General features: G+C 31.9%; 17 protein-coding genes. 14 read left to right on the forward strand and 3 right to left on the reverse strand.

Annotation, left to right across the window (positions count from 1 at the left end):
* The first annotated feature begins 220 nt into the window (after positions 1-220).
* A complete protein-coding gene (locus RCH19_RS05885; protein WP_343022435.1) occupies positions 221-1,075 on the forward strand; it encodes an EamA/RhaT family transporter in 855 nt (284 codons plus the stop codon).
* A 172-nt stretch (positions 1,076-1,247) separates the two neighbouring features.
* On the opposite strand, the gene RCH19_RS05890 is transcribed toward RCH19_RS05885, so the two are convergent.
* A complete protein-coding gene (locus RCH19_RS05890; protein WP_343022436.1) occupies positions 1,248-1,985 on the reverse strand; it encodes a GYF domain-containing protein in 738 nt (245 codons plus the stop codon).
* Positions 1,986-2,342: 357 nt separating this feature from the next.
* Here RCH19_RS05890 and RCH19_RS05895 point away from each other — a divergent pair, with 357 nt between their 5' ends.
* The 9 genes from RCH19_RS05895 (at position 2,343) to RCH19_RS05935 (ending at position 17,999) form a co-directional block, all read left to right on the forward strand.
* Positions 2,343-3,503 (forward strand): MFS transporter, encoded by a 1,161-nt coding sequence (locus RCH19_RS05895; RefSeq protein WP_343022437.1) that lies wholly within the window; start codon positions 2,343-2,345, stop codon positions 3,501-3,503.
* 335 nt (positions 3,504-3,838) lie between these two features.
* Entirely contained in the window at positions 3,839-4,393 is a 555-nt protein-coding gene (locus RCH19_RS05900) for a sigma-70 family RNA polymerase sigma factor (protein WP_343022438.1), read from the forward strand.
* Between the two features lie 58 nt (positions 4,394-4,451).
* Positions 4,452-5,669, forward strand: a complete 1,218-nt coding sequence (locus RCH19_RS05905; protein ID WP_343022439.1) for a FecR domain-containing protein — start codon at positions 4,452-4,454, stop codon at positions 5,667-5,669.
* Positions 5,670-5,832: 163 nt separating this feature from the next.
* The gene (locus RCH19_RS05910) at positions 5,833-9,273 is read left to right on the forward strand and encodes a TonB-dependent receptor (RefSeq protein WP_343022440.1); all 3,441 of its coding nucleotides are present in this window, start codon (positions 5,833-5,835) and stop codon (positions 9,271-9,273) included.
* Positions 9,274-9,285: 12 nt separating this feature from the next.
* Positions 9,286-10,704 (forward strand): RagB/SusD family nutrient uptake outer membrane protein, encoded by a 1,419-nt coding sequence (locus RCH19_RS05915; protein ID WP_343022441.1) that lies wholly within the window; start codon positions 9,286-9,288, stop codon positions 10,702-10,704.
* 101 nt (positions 10,705-10,805) lie between these two features.
* Complete coding sequence (locus RCH19_RS05920) at positions 10,806-11,837, forward strand: TlpA disulfide reductase family protein (protein WP_343022442.1); 1,032 nt, start codon at positions 10,806-10,808, stop codon at positions 11,835-11,837.
* Positions 11,838-12,175: 338 nt separating this feature from the next.
* Positions 12,176-14,983: an insulinase family protein gene (locus RCH19_RS05925; RefSeq protein WP_343022443.1), complete on the forward strand. Its 2,808-nt coding sequence runs from the start codon at positions 12,176-12,178 to the stop codon at positions 14,981-14,983.
* 135 nt (positions 14,984-15,118) lie between these two features.
* Complete coding sequence (locus tag RCH19_RS05930) at positions 15,119-17,188, forward strand: cytochrome c biogenesis protein CcdA (RefSeq protein ID WP_343022444.1); 2,070 nt, start codon at positions 15,119-15,121, stop codon at positions 17,186-17,188.
* 103 nt (positions 17,189-17,291) lie between these two features.
* Positions 17,292-17,999, forward strand: a complete 708-nt coding sequence (locus RCH19_RS05935; RefSeq protein WP_343022445.1) for an ankyrin repeat domain-containing protein — start codon at positions 17,292-17,294, stop codon at positions 17,997-17,999.
* Positions 18,000-18,127: 128 nt separating this feature from the next.
* Here RCH19_RS05935 and RCH19_RS05940 read toward each other — a convergent pair whose 3' ends face one another.
* Both RCH19_RS05940 and RCH19_RS05945 read right to left on the reverse strand, forming a co-directional pair.
* Positions 18,128-18,718 (reverse strand): RsmD family RNA methyltransferase, encoded by a 591-nt coding sequence (locus tag RCH19_RS05940; RefSeq protein WP_343022446.1) that lies wholly within the window; start codon positions 18,716-18,718, stop codon positions 18,128-18,130.
* The gene (locus RCH19_RS05945) at positions 18,715-19,536 is read right to left on the reverse strand and encodes a DUF3822 family protein (RefSeq protein WP_343022447.1); all 822 of its coding nucleotides are present in this window, start codon (positions 19,534-19,536) and stop codon (positions 18,715-18,717) included. The genes RCH19_RS05940 and RCH19_RS05945 overlap by 4 nt, the downstream gene beginning before the upstream one ends.
* Before the next feature lie 198 nt (positions 19,537-19,734).
* Between RCH19_RS05945 and RCH19_RS05950 the strand changes: the two genes are divergently transcribed.
* The 4 genes from RCH19_RS05950 to kdsB all read left to right on the forward strand — a co-directional run bounded on the left by RCH19_RS05950 (position 19,735) and on the right by kdsB (position 22,690).
* The gene (locus RCH19_RS05950; RefSeq protein WP_343022448.1) at positions 19,735-21,159 is read left to right on the forward strand and encodes an AAA family ATPase; all 1,425 of its coding nucleotides are present in this window, start codon (positions 19,735-19,737) and stop codon (positions 21,157-21,159) included.
* 105 nt (positions 21,160-21,264) lie between these two features.
* Positions 21,265-21,465: a DUF2683 family protein gene (locus tag RCH19_RS05955; protein ID WP_343022449.1), complete on the forward strand. Its 201-nt coding sequence runs from the start codon at positions 21,265-21,267 to the stop codon at positions 21,463-21,465.
* Positions 21,462-21,623, forward strand: coding sequence for a type II toxin-antitoxin system YoeB family toxin (locus RCH19_RS05960; RefSeq protein WP_343022508.1), 162 nt, complete (start codon positions 21,462-21,464; stop codon positions 21,621-21,623). Before RCH19_RS05955 ends, RCH19_RS05960 begins: the two co-directional genes overlap by 4 nt.
* Positions 21,624-21,964: 341 nt before the next feature.
* Positions 21,965-22,690: a 3-deoxy-manno-octulosonate cytidylyltransferase gene (gene kdsB, locus RCH19_RS05965; RefSeq protein ID WP_343022450.1), complete on the forward strand. Its 726-nt coding sequence runs from the start codon at positions 21,965-21,967 to the stop codon at positions 22,688-22,690.
* Positions 22,691-22,693 lie beyond the last annotated feature (3 nt).

Here is a 22,693-nt window from a genome sequence, read left to right on the forward strand (position 1 = left end):
TTGCGCTCATACTTTGTTAATTATCTCCGTAAATTCTATTTATTTGCCACAGATTAAAAGAATTAAAATGATTTTAATTTGTGAAAATCTGTGAAATCTGTGGCGGAATTTTTAATATACTTTATCCTAAAAGTTAGAAGTAGAACTTGGTATAGTTTAATTGAAGAAATAAACTCCTCATCAAACAATAAACAGTAATTTTGCGCATTAAATTTATTTTATGCTTTTTCTTATTTTAAGTATTATTTGCAGTGTTACTGTCGGTGTGATTTTTAAAGTTTCTCGAAAATACAATGTCAATAATTCACAAATTGTTGCTGCAAATTATCTATTCGCTTTAATACTCTGCTATTTCTTTTTTAGTCCTAATTTGAATGCAGTAGGAAACGACTCACCTTGGAGTTTATATGTTGTCATTGGATTATTATTGCCTTCTGTATTCTTGTTTTTGGCGGCATCAATTAAGCATATGGGAATTGTAAAGACAGATGCTGCACAGCGACTTTCTCTTTTTATTCCTATTCTTGCGGCTTGGTTCATTTTTAAAGAGGACTTCAATACGTTGAAGATTACAGCTTTTTTAATTGGTTTGCCTGCAATTTTACTTATTCTCGCAAAGCCTGCAGAAAACACTAAAAATAAATGGATTTATCCAGCGGTTGTCCTGTTTGGTTTTGGTTTGATTGACATCCTTTTTAAACAAATTGCGTTATACACTACTTTACCTTACACAACCTCTTTATTTGTCGTTTTTAACATTGCATTGTTAGTGATGATTGCTGTCGTTATTTACGAATTGATTGCTAAGAAGATATATCTAAATTTCAAAAATGTAGCTTTTGGTGGATTAGTTGGTGCTTTCAATTTCGGAAATATTTTTTTCTATTTAAAAGCACACCAAGCATTTGCAGAAAATCCTTCCACAGTATTTGCAGGAATGAATATGGGTGTCATTATTATAGGGAGTTTGATTGGAGTTCTTATATTTAAAGAGAAACTAACCAAAATGAATTATGCTGGTCTTGGTCTAGCTTTGGTAGCTATTATTTTAATTTTTGTTTCGCAATTGAAATAACAATTACTCGATTAATTGACACTTGATGTTTTTACTTATAAGCGGCTTAAATGCACTTATAATACTTCAACATTCAAATCATATAATTTAAAATATTTATTTCACTTTAAATCAGCGCCACTAAAAACTTAAACGTCTTACATGGTGAAAAAAAACATTATTCTCATAACAACTAAACTTTGATTTTTTCTAATTCTAAGTAAATGTGATCCATTTCTTTTTTCAACTCAATTATCTCACTGTGTAAAGTATCGATTTCTTGTTGGCTTTTTATAATGTCATTTTCTCTCTCACTTTCTGATCTTAAAAATTGAAAATCTTGCGCTTTTGCTAGTCGGTCCTTAGCTTGATCTAAACCACTTACCGCTACAAAAAGTTTTTGTTGAACTTCTACCAGGCGGCTATTTAGCGATATTTTACGTTCTTTTAAAACGCGTTCAAATTCTATTTTTTCCTGCTCAATGACTTGCTTTTTTTCTTCTTCAACTCTTTTTTGCTCTAATTGAACTTGTAGATTTTCTTTTTCTGTGGCGTTGTTTCTTTGTTCTAATTCGGCGCTTCGTTGATTTTGAAAAAAGCTAAAAATTGTAGTTACGACAATCAGTACTAAAAGTCCAGAAAGCACATAAAAAAGAGTGCGATCAATTCCAAGTATTTTAACATCTGACACCTCATCTTCCGGCTCAATATCAGCCACTACTTCTTGTTTTGCAACCATTGGAAAGATCTTGATGGGTGGAGGAGTTACAACGAAAAGATTTTGTAATTCCACAACATCGCCTGCATACTTCCAATCGTCCATTCCTGTGCACCAAACCGGAGTCGATTTAGTAATTATCTTGGCTTTTAATTGTGCGATATCAAATGGTCCTGTGCTTTCAGTGCCATCATGTATGTAATACGAGTTCATCTTGTTGTGCTTATTATTTTCGAAGGTCAAAAGTACAAAACTAATTGATTGCTGAAAAAGTATTTTGTCAGGGTTGTTTTAATATTTCATAGACTATTTTTTGTCTTTGAAATAGTAAGCGATTGGTGGTTTTAATTGAACATTAAAATTACTATTTACATTTTGAAAATTATGAAAGCGAAACTATAGTTTTTTAAATCGTTGACTTAGGACAACGTTTTTAGCTAATTTTATTTTTAATTTTGGCAAAAAATAAAATAAAAGCTTGGTAGCTTTTTGTTTCAAATATTTAAGATTTACCATTGCATTTACTTTATTTATAAAATTTCTATTTCAATCCCATTTCTAAAACATACAATGAAACAAGTCAATTTAAGTAATCAAGTATTATATTTATTAAGCATATCTGCTGGTTTAGTCGTCGCCAATCTTTATTACAACCAGCCTTTATTACACCAAATAGCTGTTAGTTTTAAAGTATCAGAAGCGGAGGTGAGTAATGTTGCTTTGTTCACACAATTAGGTTACGCATTGGGATTATTATTTATCATTCCGCTTGGAGATAAAATTTCGAATAAGAAGATTTTGCGACTCGATTTTTTAGTAATGGTTATTTCTTTGATTGCAGCCGCTATGTCAAGCTCACTATTTATCCTTATCGTAAGTAGCTTCTTTGTTGGGTTTACATCTGCGATTCCGCAATTGTTTGTGCCTATGGCAGCTCAGCTTTCTGATGATAAAAATAGAGGTAGAGCAATAGGAATTGTTATGAGCGGGTTATTAATTGGTATTCTAGGAAGTCGCGTTATAAGCGGATTTGTAGGAGAACAATTTGGATGGCGCGTTATGTTTTATGCCGCAGCAGTAATAATGGTTTTGCTTTACATCCTTTTAAAATACAAATTGCCAACAATTGCTCCAGTATTTAAAGGGAGTTACGCTAGTTTAATGAAATCGCTTTATCATTATTTTAAAACTGATGGTTCGTTACGCTTAGCTACTTTAAGAGGTGGATTAGCGTTTGCAGGATTAAGTGCGTTCTGGACCACGTTAGTCTTTTTAATGCAAGATTCTTTTGGTTACGGTAGCGCGATTACCGGAGCATTCGGGATTTTAGGAATCGTAGGAGCTTTAGGAGCTACATTCGTTGGAAAAATCAGTAGTACTGTTAGTAATCATTCCATTATTCTTTTTGGTACATTATTATTGATTCTTTCGTGGGTAATTCTATACTTTTCTGGTACTTCGCTTATAGGCTTAATGGCGGGAGTGTTGTTAGTTGATTTAGGATTGCAATCGCTGCACATTACGAATCAAAAGATTATTTTTTCGAAAAACCCAGAAGCTAGAAATCGAGTCAACACCATTTATATGGTTGGTTTTTTTATTGGTGGTGCTTTTGGAACCGTGGCAGGAGCAATGGCTTGGGGACATTATAAATGGATAGGAGTTTCTACGCTTGGAATTGTTTTGTCAACGTTGATTTTGATTGTTCATTTGTCATTTCGAAAAGAATAAGCTTTTGTGAAGATATCTGCGTTATTTTTGTAAATACTGTTAAATAGAAAATACGGTTGTTTGTATGGAATCATAAATGCTAAATAATTTATTATTAGTAGTTTAAAAGATTGTTGTTGCTAGTTTTTGTTTTTTAATTTGTAGAAAAAGACAGACAAGGAGTTGTTTGAGTTGTAAATGATAGGTTTCTTGATTTGATTTTGCTTCAAAATATAGTATATTCGGGCATTATTATAAACCAATTAATTTTTAACTCAAAAAGTTTTTTTGTGGGAATAAAATTGAAACTATATTATATTTTAATCCACTTTTTTACCAAGTAGCAATCATTCTTTATGAAGTCACAAGATTTAATAATCCTTGAAAAACTTAGGGCAGGAGATTCTTCTGCTTATAAAGAATTATTTGACTTGTACTACATGCCACTTAGCGTCTATTCCTTAAAGTACTGTGATTCATTCGAACTAGCTGAAGATATCGTTCAGGATTTATTTATTAAATTTTGGGACCAAAAGATTTATCTTAAACTTGATGAAGCCATTAGTCCGTACCTTTTTAAAGCCGTAAAAAACAACAGTTTAAAAGCCGTAAAAAAACAAAGTAAATATTATTTTGAGGAAATTGAAGATCAAGTAAATGTATTAATGGACGATGAGCATCTTGATATAGAGTTTTTAGAGCAAGAAAAACAAAAATTATATCAAGAAATAGAAGCTTTACCCTTAAAAAGCAAAGAAGTTTTTAAAGCAATTGTATTAGAAAATCAAAAGTACAAAGACGTCGCTTTAGAGCTGGGAATATCAGTGAATACGGTCAAAACACATTATTCAAGAGCCTTAAAACAACTTCGTAGTTCACTAGATGTAATTGTAATTTTACTTTTAGTTTAAAAAAAAGTTTAATTTTTTGTCACCCATTTTTCATCTATTGTACTCTATACAATATAAGATGACAAATATGAACACTATTCCAACAAGTATTTTAGAACTAATTTCCGTTTATATCTCTAAGGAGATAAGCGAGAACGAATTTTCTGTTCTAAAAGAATGGATCGATGAAAGTCCTGAAAACAAAAAAGCATTTTCAGATTACTTACTTTTTTATAAAAAAACCAGACAGGTAGTTTTTGCAACTACTACAAATAAAGATAAAGCATGGAGTTCAATAGTGTCTCAATTAGAGACGCCTCTGCATAATCAGGAAATAGAGCAAAAAGAAACTAAAGTTCGATCCTTGAAAGCGACAACGCTATTTTTAAAATTTGCAGCTATCGTTCTTGTTCTTTTGTCTATTAGTTATTTTTATTTTGACAAAGAGGTTTCGGTACTGAAGCCAACATTCGAAAATTCTATCGCTTCAGAAGCAGCAATTACTTTGCAATTAGCTAATGGAGATATCCAAGTTATTAAGGAAGATGGAACTACTGAAGTAGTGGATGCAAATGGAAATGTGGTAGGTACTCAAAAAGGAAACCAATTAGTTTATAATAATGCTTCCGCAAAAGATACGCTCGTTTACAACACTATTAAAGTTCCTTACGGAAAACGCTTCGAACTTAAATTATCAGATGGAACCAATGTTCATTTAAATGCTGGTACTTCATTAAGATATCCTGTTCGTTTTATAAATGGACAAAATCGTCAAGTATTTTTAGACGGTGAAGCTTATTTTGACGTAACTAAAGATGCTAAACATCCTTTTGTCGTTGGTTCAAGTGACATGGACGTAAAAGTTTTAGGAACAAAATTTAATGTGACTTCTTATAAAGAAGATGCTAAAACCTATACTGTTTTAGTTGAAGGAAGTGTTGCAGCTTCAAATAACATTACTGAAAATGATGAAGTAATTTTGAAACCAGGTAACAGAGCTTTTTTCGAAAATAAAAATTTGAAAACAGAACCGGTAGATGTTAGAAAATACATTGCTTGGGTTTCTGGACAGCTAATGTTTATTGATGATTCTTTTGGAGTAATTACAAATAAACTGGAGCGAAAATATAATGTTGATATTGTTAATAATTATGATGAGCTGAATAACATTATGATTACAGCAACATTTAAAGACGAGAATATAGAGCAGGTTTTGAAAACTTTTCAAACCTACAAATCTTTCAATTATACGATTAAGAATAAAGTAATAACTATAACTAAACCGAAGAATATGTAAGAATTTATTTAAGCAAAAAAAAGGAAGATGCGCCAACACCTTCCCAGTCATTCTAAAAAATGATTTAATCTAAAACTAACAAAATTAAACCAAGTGTAAACTTATGAAAAAACAGCGAACTAAAAGTGCGTTGAGACGCATTTTGAATAACTCTAACCTAAAGATGAAATTTTCACTCTTATTTTTATTCACCACTCTTATGCAGGTCAGTGCATCAAGTAGTTATGGACAAAAGAACACCGTTACTATGGACGTAAATGGTGTTGCAATGTCTAACGTGTTTCAGATCATTGAAAACCAAACCGATTTTCATTTCTTTTACAACCGTAATGAGTTGAATCTGAATCAAAAAATTGATTTGAATGTCGACAAAAAACTGGTTTCAGATGTATTAGGAAAGCTTTTTAGCAACACTAATATTTCGTACCAAATTTTAGGCAATCAGATTGTCCTTAAAAAAGTTGATAAAACTAAAGTTGAAACTTTAAGTGCTGCTTATCAAAAACAAATAGAAGGCGTTGTTGTAGATAAAGCTGGATTACCTTTAACAGGTGTAACTGTAACAATCGAAGGAACAAATTTCGGTACAACTACTGACTTCAATGGAAGATTTAAATTTGCATCTGAAGCAAATGGAAAATATTTGATATTCTCTTACGTAGGTTTTGAACCTATGAGGATAGCGTATGATGGTACGAGTAACTTAAAAATAGTGCTTTTACAAGAACTTAATGAACTTCAAGAAGTTGTATTAGTAGGATACGGTAAACAAAAGCGTTCTGAATTTTCAGGAGCCGTTTCATCAGTAAGTGCTAAGGATATTGTTCAAGCTTCTACTGGAACAATCGGTTTTGATAGAGCTTTAGGTGGATTAGTAAAAGGAGTTCAAGTTTCTCAAAATACAGGTCGTCCTGGTGCGCCAGTTCGTATAAATATTAGAGGTTTAACTTCGCCATTATCATCTGTAGGTGGAGGATTAAACCAACCTTTATTTGTAATTGATGGAGTTCCATTTAATGTTGATGCTTTGAATGGAGCAAATCCATTATCAACTTTGAATCCTAACGATATCGAAAGTTTTGATGTATTAAAAGATGCTGGAGCAACTTCTATTTACGGATCTCGTGGTGCTAATGGTGTTATTATTATTAAAACTAAAAGAGGTAAAAAAGGACAACCTTCAAGAGTTAATTTCAATTATGCTACTACTATAGCAAGCCCTATCAGCACTGTTGGAGCATTAAATGCAAGTCAGTATAAAAACTTTTACAATCAGTTGATTAATAATAGCGTTGATGCTATGAATAACGGTCAATTAGATCCATTTACTGCTTTTGATTTACAAAATATTGCAAAAGTTGATTTAGATTTTGATACTTTCATTGTAAGCAATGATGGTATAAACGATGATTATTTTGGTACTGCAAATACAGATTGGAATAAAGAAGTATTTAGAAGTATGGCTGTTACTAAGCAAGCTAATTTAAGCTTAAGTGGTGGAAGCGAGAAAACAAATTACAATTTCAGTACATCATTTATAGATCAAGAAGGTTTGACTATCAAAGATAAAATGAAGCAGTATAATTTAGGTCTTTCATTAGATACTGATCTTACTAAATATGTAAAAATAGGAACTTCAGTAAATGTGGGTCATACAGAATCAAATTCTGGAGAAAATGACATTTTAAATCAATTTACTATCAATACTTCTATCGCTCGTGCTCGCCCAGATTTAGCCCCAAGAGATGCAAATGGAAAATTAGTAGGTCAGGCCGATTATCAAAATGGTTTTATGACCCTTGAGCCTAATCCTTTAATGCGTTTGGGTAATAAAACGAACAATAAAGCGTACAACTTTATTGGTGGTGCGTATATCGAAGTAGAGCCATTAAAAGACTTAAAATTGAAAGCAGAATCAAACGCTTCTATTTTTTACAACAAAAATTCTTCATTTATACCAAGAACTGTAGAAACAGATTATATCTTTTTTGCAAATGATTCTTATTTAGCGGAGGCAGATGGTTTAGTATCTAACATTACAACGAACTTAACAGCTGATTATAATTTTAATATTTCAGAAAATCATAAGTTTGGAATATTAGGAGGAGTAGCTTGGGACAGAACTAATTTTAATAGCTCTAGTCATTTTTACAGCGGTTTTCCAGATGACGAAATTTTAAATAACGCTACATCAGCTCGTACAATTATTGGTTATTCTACTAATAAATTAGATACAGGTTTATATTCTTTATTCTCTCGTTTAAACTACGGATTCAGTGATTTATATAATGCTACTTTAAATTTTAGAACAGATACTTCATCTAAATTTGGTCCGGCTAATAAAAGAGGATATTTTCCATCTATTTCTGCAAGCTGGAATATTTCTAATGAAAAATTCCTTTCGGAAGTTGAACAAATCAATATCTTAAAACTAAGAGCGAGTGCAGGAAGAGTAGGATCTACTAACGTATCTGACTTTGCTTACTTACAATTTTTTCAAAATACTGCTTCTAGCATCTACAATGGTAATTCTGGTATTGTTGCTGAGGATAATTTTCCAAATCCAGAAATTGGTTGGGAAACTACAGACGAGGTTAACCTAGGTTTAGATTTTGGATTTTTTAATAATCGCTTGAAAGGTAGTTTTGATGCTTATTCTAGAAAAACTACTGGTGCATTAGTTAAAACTCCTATTCCTTTGGAATTAGGGCCTAAATCTTACTATTCTAACTTTATGGACGTAAGTAATAAAGGTATTGAAATCAGCTTAGGTGGAGACATTGTTAGAAGTACTGATTTTGTTTGGTCAACGACTGTAAACTGGTCTTTCAATAGAAATAAATTAGTTAAACTAAACGGTGCAAGTATTAATCCTTTCCAGTTAGATTATTATATCGAAGGTCAACCCGTAGGAACAATCAAAGGTTATAAAGTAACTAAAATATTTAATTCACAAGATGAAATAGATGCATTAAACGCAGCTTCACCATCAGGATTATATGATAAAGCATCCACTTCTATTGGAGATTTCATGATGGAAGATGTAAATAAAGATGGTTTAATTACAGCAGATGATAAAGCAGTAATAGGCGACATCCAACCTAAATTTTTTGGTGGAATATCAAATACTTTGGCTTACAAAAACTTTAGTTTAAGTGCTTTGTTCCAATATTCAGTGGGAGCAAAATCGATTTGGAATGCAATTCCAACAGGAGTTTTCAATTCATTAGGAGAAAATAAATACAGTGAGTACGGTTTAAATACATGGACACCTGAAAATCCTAATGCACGATATGCAAAAGCACTTTATACAGATCCTTCTTCAAATGGAAGAATTTCAGATCGCTACATTTATGACACTTCTTACTTGCGTCTAAAAAGTATGCAGTTCACTTATAATTTTGAACAAAAATTAATCAGTAAAATGGGTATTGACAAAGCGTCGCTAACACTTACAGGGACTAATTTATTGACATGGACTAAATGGCCTGGTATTGACCCAGAGACTTTCTCAGAAAGAGGAACGATTACTGATCAAATCAACAATGAAGATCCATATCCATTAGCTAAGTCATTCTCATTCGGAGTTCAAGTTCAATTTTAAATTTAAAAAAAGATGAAACAATATATAAAAAATAGTACTGCAGTTTTGCTTTTTGCAGTAGCAGCATCAGTAACAAGCTGTAGTATTGACGATATAAAACCATACAATAAACTAACTACAGAAAATACTATTAGAGATGAAGCTTCGGCTCAGTTAGTTCTAAATGGTGTTTATGATTTAGGAAGAGAGTTTGATGTTAGTTTTTTTCCATTGCATCTTGCAGCTTATGGAAATGAAGGAACTATCTCTGGATTTATGAGCGGAAGCAAAGGTTTTAATACAAATGAAGTTCCTGCGGATAATATCTTTTTGGCTAATTTATACAGCGGTCATTATAAGATTATCAATGCAACTAATTTTTTAATTCAAGAATTAGAAGCAGGAAAAGCAATTGGTATTGCTGACGACAAAAAAGGAGAAATGATTTCAGAAGCAAAATTCCAACGCGCTTTTGCTCATTTTAATTTGCTACGTTATTTCGGTGAATTCTATGACTTAAATTCGGCTAATGGTATCGTATTAAGAACTTCTTTTTCTACGACATTAGAATCTAATCCAAGAAATACTGTTGCAGATGTTTATAAGCAAATAGAAGCTGATTTAGTTGATGCTTCCGCAAAAGGACCTCAGTATATAGAGCATTTTTACTCTGGAAGTTTAGCTGCGAAAGCTTTATTGTCTAAAGTGTACTTGTACGAGAAAAAATATACTGAAGCTGCAACTTTAGCGGATGAAGTAATTAATAATGACGAAGGTTATGCTTTAGAAGCACAATATTCTGATATTTTCAAAAACAGTTTTAATTCTTCAGAAGTAATTTTTGCTCCATTAACTGGACCTGATAACGAAGGAAAAACAAATATGTATGAAGTAATTAAAACTAGTTACAGCCAAACATTAAGAACATTAGCTGATGCTCAAGTTGGAACTACAATTGATGGTAAATTAACAACTACCGGTTCTGGTTATGACCCTCGTTTTTCTTTTGCTTATTCTGCATCTACTAAAAAATCAAATGGTAATGGAAAATATCCGTTTTTGAATAATCTATCTTCTCAAGGAAATACATTGTATCACTTGCGTCTGGGTGAAATCTATTTGATCAAAGCAGAAGCAGAAGCTAGAAAAGCTGGTGGTGATCTTGATATCGCATTAGAAAGCCTTAACGAAATTAGATTGCGAGCAGGAGTTACTGCTAAAAACCTTTCTGATAAAGCAACTTTGTTAAGCGACATACGTAATGAAAAGTTATTAGAGCTTTTCTTCGAAAACGGAGAAGGTTGGTTTGATATCGTTCGTTATGTAAATCTTGGAAATCTAACGGCTGCTGCAGCTAAAGCTTCGTTAGTATCTCCAAATCAATTTGTATTACCAATACCACTGCAAGTACTTGCCGGTAATAAAACTATAATCCAAAACAAAGGGTATTAATCCTCGACGATTAAATGAGAGTGTGAACAAGGAAATGAATTGTTTATTGATTTTTGAATCACACTCTCACTTTTTAAACTATTAAATTAAAAACCAATTAGATGAAAAATTTATCATTCTTAGCATTTCTATTAGTTATGCTTTCATGCCAAGACGCACCTGCGCAAAAAGATTATATAGTTTTACATGGAAAAATTGAAAACCCTACTGAAGATTTAGGCTTAAGATTTTATAATCCAACGAGCAGAAAATCTTTTACAATTAAAGTAGAAGCTAACGGTGTATTTAGAGACACTATAAAATTAGAAAAAGCTGCTTATTTTAATGCAGTTTACGGAAATATTTTTGCTGCTTACCTAGCTAATGATATGGATTTAGAAATTAATTTTGATGCTAAAAGTCTTTCTAAAACGATCGTTTTTAAAGGAAAAGGCGAACATGAAAATACGTTCCTAAGATTTAGAGCTAAACTTGAAGGCGGTTTAATGGGTGCAGATTACAAAGCTTTCTTGAATGTTGAAAAGCCAAACTTTGATTCTAAAATGAAAAAATTCAGTGACGAATTTAAAACTGAATTAGATCAGAAAAAATCAACTTTAGATGCTGATTTCGTTACTGCTCAATTAGCATACTTAGAGGAGTTTAATAAAGGAATGGCTATAAATTTTGTTGAGGAAAAAAGAAATAATAGTGAATTAGGAGCTGGTAAACAATCACCTGATTTTAAAAACTACATCAATCATGATGGTGGGAAATCTTCACTTTCTGATTTTAGAGGAAGCTATGTTTTTATTGACGTTTGGGCAACATGGTGCGGACCTTGTAAATACGAGTTTCCTTTTATCGGAAAAGTAGAAAAAATGTATCACGGTAAAAACATCAAGTTTGTAAGTATTTCTATTGACCGTTTGAAAGACGAACAAAAATGGCGCGATATGATTAAAAAAGAAGGATTAGTTGGAATCCAACTTTTAGCAGATAAAGAAATTGCATCATCATTTATTGCTGGTTATTATATTCAAGCAATTCCTCGTTTTATCATCTTAGATAAAGAAGGAAAAATAATAAGCTCTGATGCACCTAGACCTTCAGAACCTGAATTACAAGATATATTGAATTCATTAGATATGTAATTTAAATATTTTGAGCGATCAAAACAATCTAAAGAATGTGCTTTAAAACCTCATTTTGTTAAATTGTATTGGCTCATAGTTTTATTTCTGTTTTGGAATTTAATTTGTTCTACAGAAAACCATAAGTCTGCTAATTCCTTGTTTGCGTGAGGGATTGTAGTAGAGCTCTTTTTTTTGAGATTTTCGTTTTCGAACGGAAATCTTGGAAAAAAAGCGGGAACGTAAAGCCCGGTCGCCGCGGCGAACACGCCCAAATAACACATTCTTTTTATTTTATTAATTCAAGAGAAATCTATTCTCTTCCATACTCTATATCTAAAATTTACTATTAAATAAATATGAAAAATCTATTAACTGTATTTTTTCTTTTCTTGGCAGTATTTACTGTTTCTGCACAAGAACTAAAATTAAACGATCCGCTTCCGGTGAATACCAGAATTAAGAAGGGTGTTCTTAAAAACGGAATGACGTATTATATCTATAAAACAGATGTCGTAAAAAATGTTGCGAGTTACTATATAATTCAAAATGTAGGTTCTGTTTTAGAAAATGATGATCAGCAAGGTTTGGCTCACTTTCTAGAACATATGGCTTTCAACGGGACTAAAAATTTTCCTGGAAAAGGAGTTTTAAATACGCTTCAAAAACACGGTGCTGTATTTGCAAAAGATATTAATGCGTACACTGCTTTTGATGAGACGGTTTATAACATGGATAATATTCCAACAAATGTTCCGGGATTAATCGATACTTCATTATTGATTTTGCACGATTGGGCAGATGGTTTATCACTTACTGATGCTGAAATTGATTCAGAGCGTGGTGTAATTAAAGAGGAGTGGAGAACCCGTCAAAATGGTTATATGCGTCTATTCAAAAAATCATTACCTACTATGTTTAACAATACAAAGTATGCTGATCGTATGCCAATAGGTTTGATGAGTGTAGTGGATAATTTTAAATATAAAGCGTTAAGAGATTTTTACCATGACTGGTATAGAACAGATTTGCAAGCAATAGCTGTTGTAGGAGATATTGATGTTGCAGAAATAGAGCAGAAAATTGAAAAATTATTTTCAACAATTCAAGCTATTAAAAATCCAATTGAAAGAGTTGTAATTACAATTCCAGGTAACAAGGAAATGCTGTACAATTTAGGAACTGATAAAGAAGTTGCTACTTCTACGCTCGTTTATGCAGTTAATCATCCTAAATCATTGAAAAATGAAACGGTTGCAGATTTAAAACAATCGTTGTTTAACGGTATGGTTTCAAGAATGTTAAGTTCTAGATTAAGAGAGATTTCTCAAAAACCAGACGCTCCTTTTGTTTCAGCAACAGCTAGTTTTTCAAGTTTGGCTAGAGCCAATAATACTTTTGGTTTAATAATTTCGCCAAAACCGAATATGCAGCAACAAGCTTTTAAAACTGCATTAGCAGAATTAGAGCGTGCTGTTAAATTTGGTTTCACAGCAGCAGAAATCGAAAGAACTGTAGCGGTTTATAACAATTTATACCAAACTAAAATTAGTAAAATTGATCAAACAGCGCATGCTGAAATTGTAAACACAATGCAGCTAAATTATTTAGAAAATAAGGCAATGACTGATATGGCTAAGGAATATGAAATTGTAAAAACAATTTTTAGCCAAATGAAAGCACATGATTTGCAAGATTTTCTTAAGGGTTTGTACACGAAAGAGAATAGAATTTTAGATGTTACAGGTGTTGAAGGAGAAAATAATCTTTCTCAACAAGAAGCGTTAAAATTGATTAGTGAGGTAGAAAATGATGCTACTTTAACTGCTTACGCTGATGAATTTGTTGGAAAAACATTAATTTCTGGTCTTGCAATCAAAGCGGGTAAAATTGTTTCAGAAAAAGCGAATAAGGAAATTGGTTCTACGCGATTTGTTTTGAGCAATGGAGTAGTGGTAGATTATAAATTTACTGATATTGAAAAAAACAATGTATTGTTAGAAGCTTCAAGTTTTGGTGGTAATTCGTTAATTAAAGATGCTGATTTACCTTCGGCTTCAATGGTTAGTACTTTAGCTAGATTGTCTGGTTTAGGAGATTATAGCGCTACTGATTTATCAAAAGTTTTAGCGGGTAAAAATGCTAATGCACGTGTTGGAATTTCTGATCTGGAAGAAAATATTTCAGGAATGACAACAACTAAGGATATTGAAACATTATTACAAATGATTCATTTACAGTTTGTAAAACCTCGTTTTGATTTAGATAGTTTTAAAGTTCTTCAGAATAATCTAGAGAATACTTTAACACAAAGAAAGAATGACATCGGGACGAAAATGGAAGACAGTATAACTTCTACTTTGTACGGATCTAATAATGCTAAAAAACGTTTGTTTAACGAGCAATATTTAAATGATATTTCATTCGAAAGAATAAAAGCGATTTATCAAGACCGTTTTAAAAATCCTGCTGACTTCACTTTCTTTATCGCTGGTGATATTTCAAAAGAAACTTTGAAACCATTATTAGAAAAATACATTGCTAGTTTACCAACTACCAAGAAAAAAGAGAAATGGCAAGATAATTCTGTTTCATGGTTGAACAGAACTAACAAGAAAGAAATTTTCATGGAAATGGAAGATCCAAAAGCTACGGTTCGTATTTCATTCAAAAAACCATATACCTATAGTTTAAAAAACACTTATATTTTAAAAGCGTTTCAAGATATACTTGAAAATAGATTATTAGAAACATTAAGAGAGCAGGAAGGTGGAACGTATGGAGCTAGTGTTTACAGTGCATTGCCTAAGAGACCAAAACAAAATGCAAGTTTCTATGTATACTTTGATTGTAATCCTGACAAAGTAGAAAAGTTAGTAGACATTGTTCACCAAGAAATTGACAAAATTAAAAATGGTGACATTGAAAAAGAAGATTTAAATAAAGTTCTAACGAGTTATTTAAAGGATGTAAAAGAAGAAAGAGAATATACTGGTTACGAGTTGAGCGTAATGTATGATTATGCTATTGAAGGTTACAATAGAAATGATGCAAAAAATAACGTTGATCTTATCAATTCAGTAACAGAGCAAGACATTCAGAATTTGGTTAAAACGATGATGAATGGCGCTGAGAGTTTCGAATTTATTTTTAAACCTAAAAAGTAGTACTAAAAACAACTTTCGTTTTTACTTAGTTTTATTTTAAGTATTTTGAATTAGTACACAAACAACGAAAGAATTTTATAGGGTCATTTAAGCAATGGCCCTTTTTTATTCCTATCTACCAAAAATTATATTACAATGAAAAAAATAGTATTACTGTTAGCACTCCTTATAAGTGCTGTCTCATTTTCCCAAATACATAATCCTGTCAAATGGTCTACATCTGTAGTAGCAGTTTCAGAAACGAAATATGATTTAGTTATTCAAGCAACTATTGAAAGCGGTTGGCATTTATACTCGCAAAACGTCCCTGAAAATGGTCCAATTCCAACTGCCTTTACTTTTCCTAAAAATTCGACTTACGAGTTACTTGGAAAAGTATCTGAAGAAACTGGAAAAACCGTTAATGATGCAATTTTCAATATGAAAATTAAGTTTTTTGAAAACAAGGCTACTTTTAAACAGCGAATTAATGTAGTTTCAAAAAAAGCTTTTAAAATCACTGGAGAAGTGGAATTTATGGTATGTAATGATGCCAATTGCTTACCACCAACTTATGTCGATCTAAACTTTCAAATTCCAGAAACTGCCATAACCGCGGTTGTTAAGGAAGATGTAAAAGTAGAAAAAGAGGCTGTCCTAATTTCTACAGAGAAAACTACGGTTGATACGGTAGTGCAAGAAGAAGTTGCAATCGACTCAACTGCTACAGCAACTGTTGACGAAAGTAAAGCAGAAAATGTAGTTACTGGAACTGATAAAAAATCTAATGATAGAAGTTTACTAGCGATATTTATTATTGCATTCTTTTCTGGATTTGCAGCTTTATTGACGCCATGTGTATTTCCGATGATCCCAATGACAGTGAGCTTCTTCACCAAACAAAGTAAAAATAGAGCTAAAGGAATTAAAAATGCGATTATCTACGGATTATCAATTGTAATTATTTATGTACTTCTAGGCTCAATAGTAAGCGCGGTTTTTGGTGCTGACGCATTAAATGCACTCTCTACCAATGTTTGGTTTAATGTTATATTCTTCTTGTTATTAATTGTTTTTGCAGTTTCTTTTTTGGGAGCATTCGAAATTATGCTTCCTAATTCTTGGGCAAATAAAGTAGATACAAAAGCTGATAAAGGTGGACTGATTGGGATTTTCTTTATGGCATTGGCATTAGCGATTGTTTCGTTTTCATGCACAGGACCTATCGTTGGAACCTTATTAGTACAAGCAGCAGCGGGCGGTAATCAAGTTGGTCCTATTATCGGAATGCTTGGTTTTTCTTTGGCTTTAGCAATACCATTTGCTTTATTTGCAGCATTCCCAGGATGGTTAAATTCATTACCTAAATCTGGTGGTTGGTTGAATACTGTAAAAGTAGTTTTAGGATTTCTAGAATTAGCTTTGGCATTTAAATTCTTATCAAATGCTGATTTAGTTTTACAATTACACTTACTGGAAAGAGAAGTTTTCTTAGCGATTTGGATTGCTATTTTTGGAACATTAGCTTTTTACCTTTTTGGAAAAATACAATTGCCACACGATTCACCGCTTTCGCATATCTCTGTTGGAAGATTAAGTTTAGGATTATTGACTTTGACATTTACGATTTATATGATTCCTGGATTATGGGGTGCGCCGTTAAATTTAATTAGCGCTTTTCCACCAGCTCAACATTACAGTGAATCGCCGTACGGTGTAGGATCTTCTCAAGGCGGATATGCAACTGCAGCAACTCCCGAAATTCCAGAAGGTGCGCACTTAATGGCTCCTCACAATATTGTTGCTTTTACAGACTATGATTTAGGAATGGCTTATGCCAAAAAAGTAAACAAACCTGTTATGCTTGATTTTACTGGTTATGCGTGCGTGAACTGTAGAAAAATGGAACAACAAGTTTGGCCAAAAGAGCAGATTTTATCTATATTAAAAAATGAAGTTGTACTAATTTCATTATATGTTGATGATAAAAGACCACTTCCTGCAGGTGAAGAAATCGAATCGAAATTGAGACCTGGTAAACAATTAAAATATGTAGGTCAAAAGTGGAGTGAATTCCAAACTATAAAATACAAAGCAAATGCGCAACCTTTTTATGTATTAGCGGATACTGATGGTGAAAATTTATTAGATCCCGTGGGCTATACACCTGACGTTGAAGAATACCACAATTGGTTGAAAGCAGGGTTAGCGAACTTTAAAAAGTAAGTTAATTAAAACGATAGTATAATATGTGTAATTATTGTACAAAGTGTACGGATTAAGTATGGAACGGCTTTCTTACCAATTATATAATCGCTAATTTTAGAAGATGGAACTAAAAAAGAAATTAAATAATAAAGTAGTTTGCACCATCGTTTTATCGATGGTGCTGTTACTGAGTTGTTCGTCAAAAAAAAAGGAATTAAAAGTAGATAGTATGGAAAGCAATAAGGTAATTTTTGAAGCAGTTTACAATGGAGATAAGAATCAGTTAATTGATATCTTGGAGAAAAGTACCTCTTTAGAAATTAAAAATGATCAAGGAAGAACTCCATTAATGGAAGCAGTTTACAATAAGAATAATGAAATTGCTAGACTTTTGATAAATGCTGGTGCCGATGTTAATGCGCAGGACAATATGAAAAACAGTCCATTTTTATATGCTGGTGCTGAAGGCAATATAGAGATTGTAAAATTAGCACTTAATAACGGAGCCAACTTTAAAATCTACAATCGTTATGGCGGAACTGCACTTATACCAGCCGCTGAAAAAGGTCATTTGGACATAGTAAAATTGTTAGTTAACTGGCCAAATTTTCCTAAAAATCATATTAATAATTTAGGATGGACTGCATTGCTTGAAGCTGTTATATTAAGCGACGGCGGAAAAGTGCACGTTGAAATTCTAGAAGCTTTATTAAATGGAGGTTGTGATGTAAATATCGCTGATAAAAATGGCGTTACTTCATTAGATCACACAAAAAAATCTGGCTATACTGAAATGGTAAAACTGTTGCAAAAAGCTGGAGCCAAATAAAATATAGGCTTAAAAGCGCTTTGGATCGTAATTTGTTTACATAAGATTATAAAACAAAAAAGATGCTGTACTAGCATCTTTTTTGTTTTTAATATAATTTGATAAGGGTAGGTATAATTAAGAAAAGTTTATTCTTCTTCGCCTTCTTCAATTTCTGATTCTTCTTCCTCGTCATTATCTGAAGCTATTTCGAAAAAACTAAAAATAGAGCCACCATAACTTTTCTGGAAAGAGAAGTGAATCATGTGATCTAATTTTGTGTATTTAGAATGTTCGATAACCATCATTCCATCTGAATTAAGTAACTCTCTTTCGAAAACTAATTCAATGATCTTTTCAAATGTTTTTTGATCAAATCCATAAGGTGGATCGGCAAAAATAATATCGTACGATGTTTTGCATCTTTCTAAATACGTATACACATCACTTTTAGTTGCAGCGATATTAAAATCATATTCTGCAGCGACTTGCTTGATGAACTTTACACAACCAAAATCTCCGTCAACAGAGGTTATTGGTGTGCATCCACGGGACGCAAATTCGTAGCTTATGTTTCCTGTTCCTGCAAATAAATCTAATATTTTGAGTCCTTCAAAACTGAAATGGTTATTTAAAACATTAAATAATGCTTCTTTAGACATATCGGTTGTAGGTCGAACGGGTAATCCTTTGGGAGGAGAAATGCGTCTTCCTTTGTATTTTCCTGAAATTATTCTCATGAGTTGAAAAGTATAAAATGTTTTCTGTTTTCGGCCTCAGAAAAGTAATTGTTCCATCGCAAATCCTCTACATCTATAAGAGTAACGTTGCGAATGTATTTGTAAGCAATTTTAAAATAGTCGCTTTCTTTAGTAACATCTCCTATTAATTCTAATAGGAAATTTTCAGGGTTTAAATTTAATTGCTCAGCCGTGAATAATATATAGTAAATAAAATCTTCTGCGGTATTATATTCGAAAGAATTAAAAAGTAATAGCTTTTGATTTTGGACCACAATGATTTCAAAATGTCCAGAATTAATATGAACGAACATTTTTTTCTCATCCTTATTTTTAGAAGCAATCAGCAATTTATTAACTAAAATACTATTTGCGTGTTTGTAATCAAACGACCCAAATTGATCAATAAAAAAATTATTTATATTCACATAAGGAATATAAACCGAGTTCATATTATAATTTGAAATTTCATCAAATGCAAAAAAATCAGTTTCAAAAACCTTTGTATTATACTGCAAATAACTACCTAAGAAATGTTCATCAAAAAGTGCTTCTGGTACAAATGTCGAAAGATTGTTGTTATGAATTACTAAAATTTCATCGTAGGTTTCTCTTAATTCTGGATGAGATTCAAAAGCATTAGCAAATAAATCTTCAATTTTAGCAGTTTTTTGAACAGCGTCAAAATGCACTTCATTGAAGAAACTAACGGTATTATTCAATGTGTCAAAACAGCAAAAAGATAAACCATTCAAAGAAACTTGAATAGATAGTTTTTTATAAACCTTTTCGGTTATGTTAGTGTTTTGTGTTGGCATAATTTGATTTGTAATCCATTTCTATTTTCTACTATAGAAAGAATTAAATGAGGTTGCAAACTTACAAATAAAAAAAGCAAGTTCAATTGTAAAAATCATTTTCGATCTTGCTTTCAATTTCAAAAATCAATCATAATGGTACAAACTCTTTACAATGGAAAGCCTATCTTTGAATTTCATTTTACAAATTATCCATAGATGAATTCCTCTTTGTTTTACAGTCTTTTACAAAAAAAATTTCCGTTTCAACCCACTTATAAACAAGATATTTTTTTTCAAAAGATTGCTATTTTCCTAACTGAAATTGATAATAGAACCATTTTCGTACTTAAAGGATATGCAGGAACAGGGAAAACAACCGTGATTTCTACTATTGTAAACAGCTTGCTGGACATTAATAAAAAATATGTTTTATTGGCGCCAACGGGTCGTGCGGCAAAAGTGATTGCTAATTATTCTAATAAACCTGCTTTTACTATTCATAAGAAAATATATTTTCCTAAGAAATCTTCTGGTGGTGGCGTTTCTTTTACATTACAGCAAAACAAGCATACAAATACTATTTTTATAGTCGATGAAGCCTCGATGATTTCTGATACCAATTCCGATTCTAAATTATATGAAAACGGATCTCTGCTAGATGATTTGATTTCGTACGTCTATTCAGGTAAAAATTGTAAGATGATTTTATTGGGAGACACGGCACAATTACCTCCTGTAAATTTAGACATAAGTCCGGCCTTAGATATTCAGACTTTAGGTATGAACTATGACAAAGAAGTCGAGCATATAGAATTAGACGAAGTTATGCGTCAAGAAGAAAATTCAGGAATTTTGTATAATGCGACAGAACTTCGGGAATTGCTCAAAGATTCTTTTATTACTGAGTTTAAATTCAATGTCAAAAAATTCAAAGACATTGTTCGTTTAACTGATGGATACGACATTCAAGATGCGATAAATTCAGCGTATAGTAATTATAGTATTGAAGACACTGCGTTTATTGTCCGTTCGAATAAAAGAGCGAATCAGTACAATGAGCAAATAAGAACTAAAATTTTAGACAAAGAAAGCGAACTATCTACAGGAGATTTTTTAATGGTAGTCAAAAATAATTATTTTTGGCTAAAAGATTCTGATCATGCTGGCTTTATAGCCAATGGTGATATTATTGAAGTTTTAGAAATTTTCAATATAAAAGAATTATACAGTTTTAAGTTTGCCACAGTCAAAATTAGAATGATTGATTATCCAGACCAAAAACCTTTTGAAACTGTCTTATTATTAGATACTATAAAAAGCGAATCACCTTCTCTAACTTATGAAGAATCGAATCGATTGTATCAAGAAGTGTTGAAGGATTACGAAGGAGAAACTAAATTCAATCAGTTTCAAAAAGTAAAAGCCAACGAATATTTTAATGGCCTACAAGTCAAATTTTCGTATGCAATAACTTGTCATAAGTCACAAGGTGGTCAATGGAATACGGTTTTTATAGAACAACCTTATCTTCCAGATGGAATTAATCGAGATTACATTAGATGGTTGTACACAGCAATGACTAGAGCCAAGAATAAATTGTATTTGATAGGATTTAAGGATGAAAGTTTTGAGGAGTATTGATTTTATTGATCATTGCAGATTTGTTGATTTTACTAAAATTCTGATATGTCAAACAGAAACGTATTTTCAGTATCTTTATAATTATAATTAAAAAATAAAATTATCATGAGCACGATAACTATTGAAGTAGATGATCAGCACATTACATTTGTTAAAACACTTTTGGAACATCTAAAAGGAGTTAAAAACGTCACTGTACAAGAAAAAAATAATGAATATAATTTTGAGCTTGTAAAATCTGTTCATGAAGGTAGAGAAGAATATTATCGAGGAGACTGCACTACTATTTCTCCCGAAGATTTATAGAAGTAAAATTTACCAAGAAAGCGCTCGAGCATAGAGAATTTTGGAAGAAATCAGTAAATAGGGCGCTTCAAAAGAAGATTCTGTTACTAATTGAAGATATTTTAAAAACTCCTTTCTCTGGTATTGGAAAGCCCGAAGCATTAAAATACAATTTGTAAGGAAATTTGTCACGGAAGATTAATGAAGAACATCGAATCATTTATGAAATTCTAGAAAATAATGTTATTTTAATATATAGTTTAAAAGGACATTATACAGATAAAGATTTGATACAGCAATAACCTCACTTTAAGTGGGGTTTATTTTTTTGGTAGCATTAATCATCTATTTTATTACTAACAAAATTTAATATAATTTACATTATTTTTACACTGGCGAGAGTTGAGGACAATCTTATATTTGATATTGTTTTATGAATCTTGAAATGTAAAGATTTTTGGAAAATTAAAATAAAAACTTCGTGCCTTAGCGTCTTCGCGGCAGAACAAAAAATATAGAAATGAAAATAATAGCAGTTATACCAGCACGTTACGCATCTACGCGATTTCCAGCTAAATTAATGCAGGATTTGGGAGGAAAAACCGTGATTTTAAGAACTTATGAAGCCGCTGTTCAAACAAAACTTTTCGACGATGTGTTTGTAGTAACTGATTCCGATTTGATTTATAATGAAATTATTTCTCATGATGGGAAAGCTATTATGAGCATAAAAGAACACGAATCGGGGAGCGATCGTATTGCGGAAGCAGTTGAAAGTATTGATGTAGATATCGTAGTCAATGTACAAGGAGATGAGCCATTTATAAATAGTGAGCCTTTAGAGGAATTAATTCAGATTTTCAGGAATGACGTTGATAAAAAAGTAGATTTAGGATCTTTGATGCGAGAAATAAAAGACGAAGGTGAAATCAGTAATCCTAATAATGTAAAAGTAGTAGTTGATCAAAACCAGTTTGCCTTGTATTTTTCACGTTCGGTAATTCCATATCCTAGAGAGAAAAATGTTGGTGTTCGTTATATGCAGCACATTGGAATTTATGCTTTTAGAAAACAGGCTTTATTGGATTTTTATAGCTTACCAATGAAATCTTTGGAGGCATCCGAAAAACTGGAGCAATTACGTTATTTAGAATTTGGAAAACGCATCAAAATGGTCGAAACTACTCATGTAGGAATTGGAATTGACACCATTGAAGATTTAGAGAAAGCCAGAAAAATGCTTTAATAA

Origin of the sequence: Flavobacterium sp. PL12, assembly GCF_039123485.1 — a bacterium.
Taxonomy (GTDB): Bacteria; Bacteroidota; Bacteroidia; order Flavobacteriales; family Flavobacteriaceae; genus Flavobacterium; species Flavobacterium weaverense.

Excerpts from the sequence above, each read along its gene's own strand:
- RCH19_RS05885 (WP_343022435.1), top strand. The coding sequence starts at position 221 with ATGCTTTTTCTTATTTTAAGTATTATTTGCAGTGTTACTGTCGGTGTG.
- RCH19_RS05890 (WP_343022436.1), bottom strand. The coding sequence starts at position 1,985 with ATGAACTCGTATTACATACATGATGGCACTGAAAGCACAGGACCATTT.
- RCH19_RS05895 (WP_343022437.1), top strand. The coding sequence starts at position 2,343 with ATGAAACAAGTCAATTTAAGTAATCAAGTATTATATTTATTAAGCATA.
- RCH19_RS05900 (WP_343022438.1), top strand. The coding sequence starts at position 3,839 with ATGAAGTCACAAGATTTAATAATCCTTGAAAAACTTAGGGCAGGAGAT.
- RCH19_RS05905 (WP_343022439.1), top strand. The coding sequence starts at position 4,452 with ATGACAAATATGAACACTATTCCAACAAGTATTTTAGAACTAATTTCC.
- RCH19_RS05910 (WP_343022440.1), top strand. The coding sequence starts at position 5,833 with ATGAAATTTTCACTCTTATTTTTATTCACCACTCTTATGCAGGTCAGT.
- RCH19_RS05915 (WP_343022441.1), top strand. The coding sequence starts at position 9,286 with ATGAAACAATATATAAAAAATAGTACTGCAGTTTTGCTTTTTGCAGTA.
- RCH19_RS05920 (WP_343022442.1), top strand. The coding sequence starts at position 10,806 with ATGAAAAATTTATCATTCTTAGCATTTCTATTAGTTATGCTTTCATGC.
- RCH19_RS05925 (WP_343022443.1), top strand. The coding sequence starts at position 12,176 with ATGAAAAATCTATTAACTGTATTTTTTCTTTTCTTGGCAGTATTTACT.
- RCH19_RS05930 (WP_343022444.1), top strand. The coding sequence starts at position 15,119 with ATGAAAAAAATAGTATTACTGTTAGCACTCCTTATAAGTGCTGTCTCA.
- RCH19_RS05935 (WP_343022445.1), top strand. The coding sequence starts at position 17,292 with ATGGAACTAAAAAAGAAATTAAATAATAAAGTAGTTTGCACCATCGTT.
- RCH19_RS05940 (WP_343022446.1), bottom strand. The coding sequence starts at position 18,718 with ATGAGAATAATTTCAGGAAAATACAAAGGAAGACGCATTTCTCCTCCC.
- RCH19_RS05945 (WP_343022447.1), bottom strand. The coding sequence starts at position 19,536 with ATGCCAACACAAAACACTAACATAACCGAAAAGGTTTATAAAAAACTA.
- RCH19_RS05950 (WP_343022448.1), top strand. The coding sequence starts at position 19,735 with ATGAATTCCTCTTTGTTTTACAGTCTTTTACAAAAAAAATTTCCGTTT.
- RCH19_RS05955 (WP_343022449.1), top strand. The coding sequence starts at position 21,265 with ATGAGCACGATAACTATTGAAGTAGATGATCAGCACATTACATTTGTT.
- kdsB (WP_343022450.1), top strand. The coding sequence starts at position 21,965 with ATGAAAATAATAGCAGTTATACCAGCACGTTACGCATCTACGCGATTT.